The sequence below is a fragment of the Bacillus sp. A260 genome (assembly GCF_009861435.1).
GTDB lineage: Bacteria > Bacillota > Bacilli > Bacillales > Bacillaceae_G > Bacillus_A > Bacillus_A cereus.
Window position 1 is genome coordinate 47,405 of record NZ_CP046398.1, and the last position, 12,633, is coordinate 60,037.

Consider the following 12,633-nt stretch of genomic DNA (forward strand, 5'->3'; position numbering starts at 1 on the left):
TTTCTATGCTACGGTAGCCGAGGAGACATTCCTCGGCTTTTTGTACTCTAAAAGGTGCCATCATTTTACATAAGTAGTTTCATTCTGAATGCTTTTCGTTATAATTAGGGAAGTGTCATCGTCTTACTATAAATTTATGGTAAAATAAACGATAAAAGATTGAGTACATAGAGTGGGTGAATAGATTGAAGCTACTAGTGAAAGCACCAGCAAAGATTAATCTGTCGTTAGATGTACTGGGAAAAAGACAAGACGGATATCATGAAGTGAAAATGATTATGACAACCATTGATTTAGCAGATCGTCTAGAACTAACGGAATTAGCAGAAGACCGTATTGAAATTTTATCCCATAATCGGTATGTCCCAGACGACCAACGAAATTTAGCTTATCAGGCAGCGAAATTATTAAAAGAGAAGTTTAATGTAAAAAAAGGTGTATCTATTACTATTGAAAAAACGATTCCAGTAGCAGCTGGATTAGCAGGTGGAAGTAGTGATGCAGCAGCGACATTACGTGGTCTTAATAAATTATGGAATTTAGGGCTTACAATTGATGAGTTAGCAGAGCTTGGCGCAGAAATTGGATCAGATGTATCGTTCTGTGTATACGGAGGCACAGCAATTGCCACTGGAAGAGGAGAGAAAATTGAGCATATAAAGACTCCGCCTTCTTGTTGGGTTATTTTAGCGAAACCACATATAGGTGTATCTACTGCTGATGTGTATGGAAATTTAAAGTTAAATCGAGTTACACATCCGAATGTAGATAAAATGGTTGATGTCATAAATTCTGGTGATTATAAAGGAATTTGTGATACTGTTGGTAACGTTTTAGAAGATGTAACATTTGGAATGCATCCTGAAGTTGCCCGTATTAAATCACAGATGAAGCGATTTGGAGCGGATGCTGTATTAATGAGTGGAAGTGGTCCAACTGTATTTGGACTTGTACACCATGATTCACGAATGCATCGCATTTATAACGGATTAAAAGGATTTTGTGAACAAGTCTATGCGGTACGTTTATTAGGAGAGCGAGAAACGCTTGAATAAAGACGTATAATACGTTATGATTTGTTTAGAATATTCGTGATTTGAGGTGAGAGTATGAAAATTAGAAGAAGTACAAGATTAGTCGATATGACTTATTACTTGCTACAAAACCCTCGTCAGCTAGTATCTCTCACTTTTTTTGCTGAAAGGTATCAATCGGCTAAGTCTTCCATTAGTGAAGATTTAGTTATTATTAAGCAAACGTTTGAACAACAAGGGGTCGGCACATTGCAAACGATACCAGGAGCAGCAGGAGGAGTGAAATATATACCGTATATAAGTGAAGAAGAGGCAGATCTAATTATTGATGAGCTTTGTGGCTTATTTGAAAACCCAGATCGTATTTTGCCTGGCGGTTACTTATACATGACAGATTTATTGAGTAATCCTCGCCATATTAATGGCGCAGGTCGTTTGTTTGCTTCTGTTTTTGCTAGGCAACCAATTGATGCAGTTATGACGGTGGCAACGAAGGGGATTCCACTTGCTTATGCAGTGGCAAATTACTTAGATGTACCAGTTGTAATTGCAAGGAAAGATAATAAGGTAACAGAAGGTCCGACTGTTAGTATTAACTATGTGTCGGGTTCTTCTAAACGAATTCAAACAATGACGTTAGCAAAACGCAGTCTTCCAGAAGGGTCGAATGTTTTAATTATTGATGACTTCATGAAAGCTGGCGGAACAATTCAAGGTATGATGAGTATGTTAGAAGAGTTCAAGGCTAATGTTGTTGGTATTGGTGTATTAGTAGAATCCACAGATATTGAAGAACGACTAATTAATAATTTTGTATCATTAATTCGTCTATCGGAAGTTGATGTGAAAGAAAAAACGATTCAAGTGGAAAAAGGGAATTATTCTCTTGCGCCATTTGATGAAGGGCTTGTAGAGGCGGAATAAAAGATAGAGCAGATAGCTCTATCTTTTTTTATTTTATTTATAGATTATAAAATAGATGGACAAACTGCCTTTCGTACACTATTTTTAAAGAGTAAAATAAATAATAAAAGGGTGAAAAGTATGAAAGTTGTTCAAACAAGCAAGGCACCACAAGCAATTGGACCTTATTCACAGGGGATTATTGTAAATAACATGTTCTATAGCTCAGGACAAATTCCATTGACGGCAAATGGGGAGCTTGTAACAGGAGATGTAACAGTACAAACAGAACAAGTATTTCAAAATTTACAAGCGGTATTAGAGGAAGCAGGTGCTTCATTTGATACAGTCGTAAAAACAACAGTATTTTTAAAGGACATGGATGATTTTAATGCTGTGAATGAAGTGTATAGCTCTTATTTCTCTACTCATAAACCAGCTCGATCTTGTGTGCAAGTAGCAAAATTACCGAAAGATGTTTCCGTTGAAATTGAAGTAATCGCCCTAGTTAAGTAACCTTTTGTAAGCGATAACCTCCACTAATCTCTATATTCAACTACTTTAAAAATTTTTATCTTAAAAATTTTTAAAAAATTAAAGGGAAAATAGAAAATTTGTGGAATTTATACAAATATATCGCTTATTTAGAAAAGGGTGGTGAACACAAGATGGAAGTGACTGACGTAAGATTACGCCGCGTAAACACAGAAGGCCGCATGAGAGCAATTGCCTCTATTACTCTAGACCATGAATTTGTTGTTCATGATATTCGTGTAATTGATGGTAATAATGGATTATTTGTAGCAATGCCAAGTAAACGTACTCCAGATGGAGAGTTCCGTGACATTGCACATCCAATTAATTCTGGTACACGCTCTAAAATTCAAGATGCGGTTTTAACAGAGTATCATCGTTTAGGCGAGTTAGAAGAGGTTGAGTTTGAAGAAGCGGGTGCTTCGTAAAATTCGAATGAAAAGGGCTTTTGACAAAAAGCCTTATAATTTTGTAGCAAACTCCTGTAAGCATTTACAGGGGTTTGTTTTTTTTTGCTTTATATTTGGAAACTGCATAATTTATTAACATAAAAAGAAGAAACTACTAATTTTTTCAAAATCATTTTAAATAGTATAGCTTATTTCTTAAAAAAGATACTAAAGAGTAAAACATCTTATAAGAATTATGGTAAAATTTAATAGTTAAAATGTGTTTCTTGAAATATATGATGATTTAGGATAATATCTTTAATGGATAAATAGGTTGCGATGGAGGGTCTATATGTCAAACAGATTTGCAGTGATTCTAGCTGCAGGTAAAGGCACACGTATGAAGTCTAAGCTATACAAAGTGCTGCATCCTGTATGTGGAAAACCTATGGTACAACACGTAGTCGATCAAGTATCTCAATTAGGATTGCAGAAACTTGTAACGGTTGTTGGACATGGTGCTGAAATGGTACAAGAACAGCTAGGGAACGTAAGTGAATTTGCATTACAAGCAGAACAACTTGGTACAGCACATGCTGTAGATCAAGCTGCAAGTGTACTTGCAAATGAAGAAGGAACAACTTTAGTTATTTGTGGTGATACGCCTCTAATAACTGCTGAAACAATGGAAGCATTACTTCAGCAACATAAAGAAGCAGGAGCAATGGCGACGGTGCTAACAGCATACATAGAAGAGCCTGCTGGATATGGCCGTATTGTTCGTAATGAGAATGGTCATGTTGAAAAGATTGTTGAGCATAAAGATGCAAATGAGAAAGAATTAGCTATTAAAGAAATCAATACAGGTACGTATTGTTTTGATAATAAGGCTTTATTTGCTTCACTTTCTAAAGTTTCAAATGATAACGTGCAAGGTGAATATTACCTTCCAGATGTTATTGAGATTTTAAAAAATGAAGGTCATATCGTATCAGCTTATCAAACAGAGCAGTTCGACGAAACGTTAGGTGTTAACGACAGAGTCGCTCTATCGCAAGCGGAAATTATTATGAAAAACCGTATCAACCGAAAGAACATGGTAAACGGTGTTACAATTATTGATCCAAGTAACACTTATATTTCTGCTGATGCAGTTATCGGTAGTGATACAGTTCTTCATCCAGGAACAATTATTGAGGGGAACACTGTAATTGGCTCTGATTGTGAAATTGGACCGCATACAGTAATTCGCGATAGTGAAATTGGAGATCGTACGACAATTCGACAATCTACTGTACATGATAGTAAGCTTGGTACAGAAGTATCGGTTGGTCCATTTGCACATATTCGCCCAGATTCAGTTATTGGAGACGAAGTACGCGTTGGAAACTTCGTGGAAATCAAAAAAACTGTCTTTGGTAATAGAAGTAAAGCTTCACACTTGAGTTATATCGGGGATGCACAAGTTGGAGAAGACGTGAATCTTGGTTGTGGTTCAATTACGGTGAACTATGACGGTAAGAATAAATTCAAAACTGTGATTGGTAATGGGGTATTTATTGGATGTAATTCAAACCTTGTTGCTCCAGTAACAGTTGAAGATGGTGCTTATGTGGCAGCAGGCTCTACAATTACAGAGAATGTTCCATCAAAAGCATTATCGGTAGCACGTGCACGTCAAGTTAACAAAGAAGACTATGTTGATCAATTGCTGAATAAGAAAAAATCATAATGTGGAGGGTTAATCTAGATGTCGACTCAATATCTAAATTCTAATTTGAAAGTATTCTCTTTAAACTCTAATAAGGAACTTGCTGAGCAGATTGCAAAGCATATTGGAGTAGGGCTAGGAAAATGTTCTGTTGATCGTTTTAGTGATGGAGAAGTTCAAATTAACATTGAAGAAAGTATCCGTGGTTGCGATGTATTCATTATTCAATCTACAAGCTTCCCAGTAAACGAACATATCATGGAATTACTTATTATGATTGATGCATTAAAACGTGCATCTGCGAAAACAATTAATATTGTTATTCCTTACTATGGTTATGCGCGTCAAGACCGTAAAGCGCGTTCTCGTGAACCAATTACATCGAAACTTGTAGCAAACTTGCTTGAAACAGCAGGTGCAACTCGTGTAATCACTCTAGATTTACATGCTCCACAAATTCAAGGGTTCTTTGATATCCCAATCGACCACTTAATGGGTGTACCGATTCTTTCAGATTACTTTGAAACAAAAGGTCTTAAAGATATCGTAATCGTGTCTCCTGACCATGGTGGTGTAACTCGTGCAAGAAAAATGGCAGATCGTCTAAAAGCGCCAATCGCTATTATTGATAAGCGTCGTCCTCGCCCGAACGTATCAGAGGTAATGAACATTATCGGTAATATTGAAGGTAAAACAGCGATTTTAATTGATGACATCATTGATACAGCTGGTACAATTACATTAGCAGCAAACGCTCTTGTTGAGAACGGTGCTTCTGAAGTATATGCTTGCTGTACACACCCAGTATTATCTGGTCCAGCAATTGAGCGTATTCAAAATTCAAATATTAAAGAGTTAGTTGTAACGAACTCTATCGTATTACCAGAAGAGAAGAAAATCGACAAAGTACATGAACTTTCAGTTGCTCCATTAATCGGAGAAGCAATCATTCGTGTATACGAAGAAGAATCTGTGAGTGTATTATTCAATTAATTGGATAGAATGAGACGTAACCAAAATTGGTTACGTCTTTTCGTATCGAAAAAAGAAAGTAGTGGTACAAGAATGAAATTGATAGTAGGACTTGGGAACCCAGGTAGAGAATATGAATTAACAAGGCATAATATTGGATTTATGGCCATTGATGAACTTGCGAAGCGTTGGAACATTTCTTTGAATGAACAAAAATTTAAAGGTGTATTTGGTGCAGGGTTTGTTAATGGAGAAAAGGTAATCTTATTAAAGCCGCTAACATACATGAACTTATCTGGGGAAAGTATTCGTCCACTCATGGATTATTATAAAATTGATGTTGAGGACTTCGTTGTTATGTACGACGATTTGGACATTCCTGTAGGTAAATTGCGTCTTCGCATGAAAGGTAGTGCTGGTGGACATAATGGTGTAAAGTCAACGATTTCGCACCTAGGAACACAAGAATTTCAACGTATCCGTATGGGAATCGATCGCCCGAAAAATGGAATGAAGGTAGTCGATTATGTATTAGGACGCTTTACATCTGAAGAGATTCCGGATGTTAACCATTCTATTGAAAAAGCAGCGGATGCATGTGAAGAGTGGCTAAATAAGCCTTTTCTCCAAATCATGAATACTTTCAATAGTTAAAAATGAGATTGGGAATATTTCTCTTTTGTTTTACCCATACTAGTAGTAATTGAATTTTTAGGAGGCTAGTATGGAAGGGTATTATTATTGCAGACACTGCGGAGGTAATGTAGGCTCCATTAACGCAGAAAAAGTATATAGCGACGTTTTATTTCAACTAACAGAGCAAGAAGTAGTAGAAATGATTCATTTTCATGAGAATGGAAATATATATATAAAAACGATTTGTGAATCGTGTCAAGAAACGCTCGCATCTTATCCTGAGTATTATGAGTATGAAAAATTTCTGCAATAAAATGTTGTCGCTTTGGCATGTCCAAAGCATTTTTCTGTTTTCCTTTTCCAAAATATTTGCATAAAATAGAATGACTTGCTCTTTATGTTGAGAGGAGTTTTAAAAATGATAGGTTTATTAGAGCAATTTTATAAAAATGAAGAGATACAATCGGTTATTAATGGATTAGAAGATGGGTTAAAAGAACAACTTATATCAGGGATGGCAACGTCTTCTCGTTCGTTATTAATGGCGGCTTTATATAAAAAAACAAAAAAATCACAATTAATCGTGACACATAACTTATACCAAGCACAAAAAGTACATGAAGATTTAGTGGCATTACTTGGTGAAAAAGATGTGTGGCTATATCCAGTGAATGAACTGATAGCATCGGAAATTGGGGTTGCAAGTCCAGAATTGAAGGCGCAACGTATAGAAGTGTTAAATCGCTTGGCTGCGGGAGAGAATGGAATCATTGTAGCGCCAGTGGCAGGATTGCGTAGATTTTTACCAATAAAAGAATTGTGGAAGCAAAAGCAAGTTGAAATCAATCTAGGGCAAGAGATTGATTTAGATGCGCTCTTGCATACTTTACATCATATTGGCTATGAACGTAAGTCGATGGTAGAAGCTCCAGGGGAGTTCAGTTTGCGTGGGGGAATATTAGATATTTATCCTTTAACTGAAGAACTACCATTTCGTATTGAATTCTTTGATACAGAAGTCGATTCTATTCGATTATTTGATGTGGATGAACAGCGTTCTCAAGGTAAAAAAGAAAGCGTTAGGTTTGGTCCGGCAACAGAGTTTTTATTTTCACAGGAAGAATTAAAATCAGGAATTCAGCATCTTGAAGAAGGTTTAACTAAGACGATGCAAAAACTTTCTGATGATAAACTAAAGACTACAGTGCTTGAGACGGTAAGTCATGAAATTGAGATGTTGAAAAACGGGCAAAGTATAGAACAGATGTTTAAATACTTATCTATTTTCTATAAAGAACCTGCTAGTCTGATAGATTATTTACCAGAAGACGGTGTTGTAATTTTAGACGAGATTTCCCGTATTCAAGAAACAGCATCGCATCTTGAAACAGAAGAGGCGGAATGGTATATATCACTTCTTGGTGAAGGAACAATTATTCAAGATTTATCTTTCTCTCACCCATTCGAGGGGTTTCTTCATCATAAAAAAAGAAGTTTTGTATATTTAACGTTATTCTTGCGTCATATCGCACACACACATCCGCAAAATATTGTTAATGTAACATGTAAAACAATGCAAGATTTCCATGGACAGATGAATTTGTTAAAAACAGAAATTGATAGATGGAATGAAGGGTATTTTACGACTGTTGTACTTGGAACAGATGATGAACGTGTGAAAAAATTACAACATATTTTAAGTGATTATGATATTGAGGCAGATATTGTAGAAGGTACAGATATCTTATTGCCTGGAAGGTTACAAATTGCTGTAGGTGATTTACATGCAGGATTTGAAATGCCGATGCAAAAGCTTGTTGTCATTACTGAAAAGGAGCTTTTTCATAAGAAAGTTAAAAAATCACAACGTAAACAAAAGTTATCGAATGCTGAACGTATTAAAAGTTATTCGGAATTAAAAGTTGGAGATTATGTAGTTCACGTAAATCATGGTATAGGTAAATTTTTAGGTATTGAGACATTAGAGATTAATGGTGTTCACAAAGATTATTTAAATATTAAATATCAAGGTAATGATAAGCTATACGTTCCAATTGAACAAATTGATCAAGTCCAAAAATATGTGGGATCTGAAGGTAAGGATCCGAAAGTTTATAAATTAGGCGGTAATGATTGGAAAAAGGTTAAAACGAAAGTTGAAAAATCTGTACAAGACATTGCGGATGACCTAATTAAACTATATGCTGAGCGCGAAGCTTCAAAAGGCTATGCATATACGCCAGATACGGCAGAACAACAAGAGTTCGAATCCTCTTTCCCATATCAAGAGACAGAGGATCAGTTACGTTCTATTGACGAGATTAAAAAAGATATGGAACGCGGACGCCCGATGGATAGGCTCCTTTGTGGTGACGTAGGGTATGGAAAGACTGAAGTGGCTATTCGTGCGGCATTTAAAGCAATTATGGATGAAAAACAAGTTGCAATTTTAGTACCGACAACGATTCTTGCGCAGCAACACTATGAAACAATTCGAGAGCGTTTTCAAGATTATCCGATCAATATAGGCTTATTAAGTAGATTCCGTACGAGAAAACAACAAAATGAAACAATTAAGGGCTTAAAGGATGGAACAGTAGATATCGTAATCGGAACACATCGTATTTTATCTAAAGATGTTACGTATAAAGATTTAGGGCTTCTTATTATTGATGAAGAACAAAGATTTGGTGTAACACATAAAGAAAAAATTAAACAATTGAAGGCAAATGTTGACGTATTAACATTAACGGCAACTCCGATTCCGCGGACGCTTCATATGTCTATGCTTGGTGTGCGCGACTTATCTGTTATTGAGACACCACCAGAAAATCGTTTCCCAGTCCAAACGTATGTAGTCGAGTATAATCCAGCGTTAATGCGAGAGGCAATAGAGCGAGAGCTTGCAAGAGGTGGTCAAGTTTACTTCCTATATAACCGTGTAGAGGATATTGAAAGAAAAGCAGATGAAATTTCGATGTTAGTTCCAGATGCCCGCGTAACGTACGCACATGGGAAAATGAACGAAAGCGAATTAGAGTCTGTTATGCTATCATTTTTAGAAGGACAGCATGATGTTCTTGTAAGTACAACAATTATTGAGACGGGTGTAGATATTCCGAATGTAAATACGTTAATTGTATTTGATGCAGATCGTATGGGATTATCACAGTTGTATCAGCTTCGTGGGCGTGTTGGACGTTCTAATCGTGTTGCGTATGCATACTTTGCATATAAACGTGACAAAGTGCTGTCAGAGGTTGCAGAGAAGCGTCTACAAGCAATTAAAGAGTTCACGGAACTTGGATCTGGTTTCAAAATTGCGATGAGAGATTTATCTATTCGTGGAGCAGGTAATTTGTTAGGGGCAGAACAGCATGGATTTATTGATTCTGTCGGATTTGATCTATATTCGCAAATGTTAAAAGATGCAATTGAACAGCGTAGAGGAACAGATGGGGCTGAAAATATAGTTAATGTTGAAATTGACTTAGAGGTAGATGCATATTTACCAGATGCTTATATTTCAGATAGTAAGCAAAAAATTATGATGTATAAACAATTTAGAGGTGTTTCTGCAATTGAGGATATTGAAGAATTGCAGGAAGAAATGATCGATAGATTTGGCGATTATCCACAAGAAGTTGGTTATTTATTACAAATTGCAAATATTAAAGTGTTGGCAATGAAAGAACAAATTGAATTAATTAAGCAGAATAAATTTGAAGTAACATTCCTGTTTTCTGAACAAGCAAGTCAAAATATTGATGGTGGAAAATTATTCATGCTCGGAAATAGTTTTGGACGTATGATCGGTTTAGGAATGGAAGGATCACAATTGAAAATTGTTATGAAAACAAATGGCTTAGAGACATCGAAGTGGTTAACAATTGCTGAAAATTTATTAAAAGGCTTACCAGATGTAAAAAAAGAAGTAATAAATGCCTAAAATAAGATAAAAAAATACAATTCGACGTGCATAGAAGAACTAATGTGTAAAATACTATGTCTAACAGTTGGTGATTTTTACATGAACAGGTAAATTCACCACTTTGATCATCAGTAGAAAGTGAGGCAGCATTAGAATGAAAGCAACTGGAATCGTACGTCGAATTGATGATTTAGGCAGGGTAGTAATCCCGAAGGAAATTCGTAGAACTTTACGTATTCGAGAAGGAGACCCACTAGAAATATTTGTTGATCGCGATGGAGAGGTAATTTTAAAGAAATATTCTCCAATTAGTGAGCTAGGTGATTTTGCAAAAGAATATGCTGATGCTTTATATGACAGCTTAGGACATAATGTGCTTGTGTGTGATCGAGATTCTATCATCGCAGTATCAGGCGTATCGAAAAAAGAATACTTAAATAAAAGTGTTGGCGATTTAATTGAAAAAACGATGGAAGAACGAAAGTCTGTTATTATGACGGATGAAAGTGATATTTCCATTATTGATGGTGTAACAGAAAAGGTTCATTCTTATACAGTTGGACCGATTGTTGCAAACGGAGATCCGATTGGAGCCGTCATTATTTTTTCAAAAGAAGCCATTATAAGCGAGATCGAGCATAAAGCGGTTAATACTGCTGCCAGTTTCTTAGCGAAACAAATGGAACAGTAAGGGTATATTGATTTTAGAAGTAGCAATCTTTCCTAATTATGATCTTTCTTTTTGAGAAATCAATTATTTGGAGATATATGTATATTGAATGAAGGTAGCACTTTGCTACCTTTTTTCGTTGAATATTTTTAACATTTAGGAACTCATTATTACCCGTGTTGGTAAGGGAGTTTGTTCTTTTCTTTATGATATAATACGAGAGGTGAGAATAGAAAAAGGAGTTTTCTTGTATGGAAGCGAAGAAGTATCAAGCCTTTTGGCGTGGGGCTATTATATTAACGATTGCAAGTTTCGTTACAAAAGTATTAAGCGCTTTTTACCGTATTCCATATCAAAATATAGCGGGGGATATTGGGTTTTATATTTACCAACAAATTTACCCGTTTTATGGATTTTGTTTAATTTTAGCTACTTATGGATTTCCTGTTATCATTTCGAAAATGGTTGCAGAACGACTAGAGCGGGGAAAACAAAAAGAAGCAGAAGAAATTATTTGTGTATCTTTTTGGTTCTTATTAGGGATTGGTTTTATAGGCTTCTTTACACTGTTTTTTGGGGCCGAAACAATTGCGGTAGCTATGGGCGATATACACTTAGATAAGTTACTACGTGTTATTTCATTTTCATTCTTATTGATGCCATTTTTGTCTGTAGCAAGAGGGTATTTTCAAGGATTCAATAATATGATGCCAACGGCTGTTTCGCAAGTAATAGAACAAACAATTCGAGTTTCTATTATTGTATTTTTATCGCTATTCCTAATTGCTCACGGATTTGATTTATATACAGTTGGTGCAGGGGCTATGTTAGGCTCAATTGCGGGTGGACTTATTGGGATTATTGTACTTATATTGTATATGCGTCAAGATTTTCGTTCTATATTCTTCAAAAGTGCAGCGAGAATTAAGGGTAAAAGGAAGATAGTTAAAATCCTTTTTTGGCAGGGGTTAGCGATTTGTGTTAGTAATTTAGTGCTTATTTTTATACAGATGGCTGATTCAGTGTCCTTTTACAGCTTACTTATTGGTGCGGGAGAACAGGCTGAAAATGCAAAGGTATTAAAGGGTGTTTATGATAGAAGTATTCCGCTAATGCAATTAGGTACTGTTGTGACGACTTCTTTCTCGTTGTCACTTATTCCGATTATTACAGCGGCGAAGGAAAGAGGAGATCTTTCCTTTATTCAAGAAAAGGTAAAGTTAGCAATGAAAATAACATTTGTTATTGGACTTGCAGCAGCTATTGGACTAACTTGTATTATTCAACCTACCAATATTATGTTGTTTGAAAACAGTGATGGATCAGATGTTTTATCTATTTTATCGTTATCTATTTTATTTAGTTCATTGTCAATTACGACAGCTTCTATTTTACAAGGATTAGGGCAAACGTTTAAGCCAGCGTTATTTGTTGTATTTGGAGGTTGCTTAAAGTTAGCGTTAAATTATATATTCATGCCTTATTTTGGTGTGAAAGGTGCAGCTTTTGCGACTTTATGTGCGTTAATTATAATCTCTGGATTAAATAGTTTGTTGCTTACGAGAGCTGTATCAGGGTCACTTATCAATAAGCGAAATATGTTAGGGATAGTAATTAGTGGTATCTGTATGGGGTTTGTATTAATGATGTTCACACGTGTGTTACAGATGTCTGGATTAGTAATTAATACGGAACATAGAGGAAGCGCGACGCTTGAAGCGTTGTTAGGTGTAGCCATCGGCGGATTGACATATATGTTTTTTATTTTGAAATTACATGTATTTACAAAAAAAGAATTAGGAACCGTTATGAAACAAGAGAAAAAAGAAGGTTCATTGAAGAAGAGTGGATAG

Annotated in this window: 11 protein-coding genes; all 11 read left to right on the forward strand. The window is 35.7% G+C overall.

Going from position 1 to position 12,633, the window contains the following annotated elements:
- The first annotated feature begins 185 nt into the window (after positions 1 to 185).
- The gene (gene ispE / locus GD442_RS00260; RefSeq protein WP_000772104.1) at positions 186 to 1,055 is read left to right on the forward strand and encodes a 4-(cytidine 5'-diphospho)-2-C-methyl-D-erythritol kinase; all 870 of its coding nucleotides are present in this window, start codon (positions 186 to 188) and stop codon (positions 1,053 to 1,055) included.
- 54 nt (positions 1,056 to 1,109) lie between these two features.
- Positions 1,110 to 1,958 (forward strand): pur operon repressor, encoded by an 849-nt coding sequence (purR, locus tag GD442_RS00265; RefSeq protein WP_000702466.1) that lies wholly within the window; start codon positions 1,110 to 1,112, stop codon positions 1,956 to 1,958.
- Between the two features lie 120 nt (positions 1,959 to 2,078).
- On the forward strand, positions 2,079 to 2,453 hold the full coding sequence (locus GD442_RS00270; RefSeq protein ID WP_000869815.1) for a RidA family protein: 375 nt from the start codon (positions 2,079 to 2,081) through the stop codon (positions 2,451 to 2,453).
- Positions 2,454 to 2,605: 152 nt separating this feature from the next.
- Complete coding sequence (spoVG, locus tag GD442_RS00275) at positions 2,606 to 2,899, forward strand: septation regulator SpoVG (RefSeq protein ID WP_000454041.1); 294 nt, start codon at positions 2,606 to 2,608, stop codon at positions 2,897 to 2,899.
- A 313-nt stretch (positions 2,900 to 3,212) separates the two neighbouring features.
- Entirely contained in the window at positions 3,213 to 4,592 is a 1,380-nt protein-coding gene (gene glmU / locus GD442_RS00280; RefSeq protein ID WP_000071041.1) for a bifunctional UDP-N-acetylglucosamine diphosphorylase/glucosamine-1-phosphate N-acetyltransferase GlmU, read from the forward strand.
- 18 nt (positions 4,593 to 4,610) lie between these two features.
- On the forward strand, positions 4,611 to 5,564 hold the full coding sequence (locus tag GD442_RS00285) for a ribose-phosphate diphosphokinase (protein ID WP_000107420.1): 954 nt from the start codon (positions 4,611 to 4,613) through the stop codon (positions 5,562 to 5,564).
- Positions 5,565 to 5,636: 72 nt separating this feature from the next.
- The gene (gene pth / locus GD442_RS00290) at positions 5,637 to 6,197 is read left to right on the forward strand and encodes an aminoacyl-tRNA hydrolase (protein ID WP_000767702.1); all 561 of its coding nucleotides are present in this window, start codon (positions 5,637 to 5,639) and stop codon (positions 6,195 to 6,197) included.
- Between the two features lie 70 nt (positions 6,198 to 6,267).
- Positions 6,268 to 6,492, forward strand: a complete 225-nt coding sequence (locus GD442_RS00295) for an anti-sigma-F factor Fin family protein (RefSeq protein WP_000399438.1) — start codon at positions 6,268 to 6,270, stop codon at positions 6,490 to 6,492.
- Positions 6,493 to 6,597: 105 nt separating this feature from the next.
- Complete coding sequence (mfd, locus tag GD442_RS00300) at positions 6,598 to 10,128, forward strand: transcription-repair coupling factor (protein WP_159365027.1); 3,531 nt, start codon at positions 6,598 to 6,600, stop codon at positions 10,126 to 10,128.
- A gap of 136 nt (positions 10,129 to 10,264) precedes the next feature.
- A complete protein-coding gene (gene spoVT / locus GD442_RS00305; RefSeq protein ID WP_000648302.1) occupies positions 10,265 to 10,801 on the forward strand; it encodes a stage V sporulation protein T in 537 nt (178 codons plus the stop codon).
- 230 nt (positions 10,802 to 11,031) lie between these two features.
- Positions 11,032 to 12,633, forward strand: a complete 1,602-nt coding sequence (locus tag GD442_RS00310; protein WP_074553638.1) for a putative polysaccharide biosynthesis protein — start codon at positions 11,032 to 11,034, stop codon at positions 12,631 to 12,633.

Coding starts and splice junctions, on each gene's coding strand:
- glmU (WP_000071041.1), top strand. CDS start 3,213: ATGTCAAACAGATTTGCAGTGATTCTAGCTGCAGGTAAAGGCACACGT.
- spoVT (WP_000648302.1), top strand. CDS start 10,265: ATGAAAGCAACTGGAATCGTACGTCGAATTGATGATTTAGGCAGGGTA.
- GD442_RS00285 (WP_000107420.1), top strand. CDS start 4,611: ATGTCGACTCAATATCTAAATTCTAATTTGAAAGTATTCTCTTTAAAC.
- GD442_RS00295 (WP_000399438.1), top strand. CDS start 6,268: ATGGAAGGGTATTATTATTGCAGACACTGCGGAGGTAATGTAGGCTCC.
- GD442_RS00270 (WP_000869815.1), top strand. CDS start 2,079: ATGAAAGTTGTTCAAACAAGCAAGGCACCACAAGCAATTGGACCTTAT.
- spoVG (WP_000454041.1), top strand. CDS start 2,606: ATGGAAGTGACTGACGTAAGATTACGCCGCGTAAACACAGAAGGCCGC.
- pth (WP_000767702.1), top strand. CDS start 5,637: ATGAAATTGATAGTAGGACTTGGGAACCCAGGTAGAGAATATGAATTA.
- GD442_RS00310 (WP_074553638.1), top strand. CDS start 11,032: ATGGAAGCGAAGAAGTATCAAGCCTTTTGGCGTGGGGCTATTATATTA.
- mfd (WP_159365027.1), top strand. CDS start 6,598: ATGATAGGTTTATTAGAGCAATTTTATAAAAATGAAGAGATACAATCG.
- purR (WP_000702466.1), top strand. CDS start 1,110: ATGAAAATTAGAAGAAGTACAAGATTAGTCGATATGACTTATTACTTG.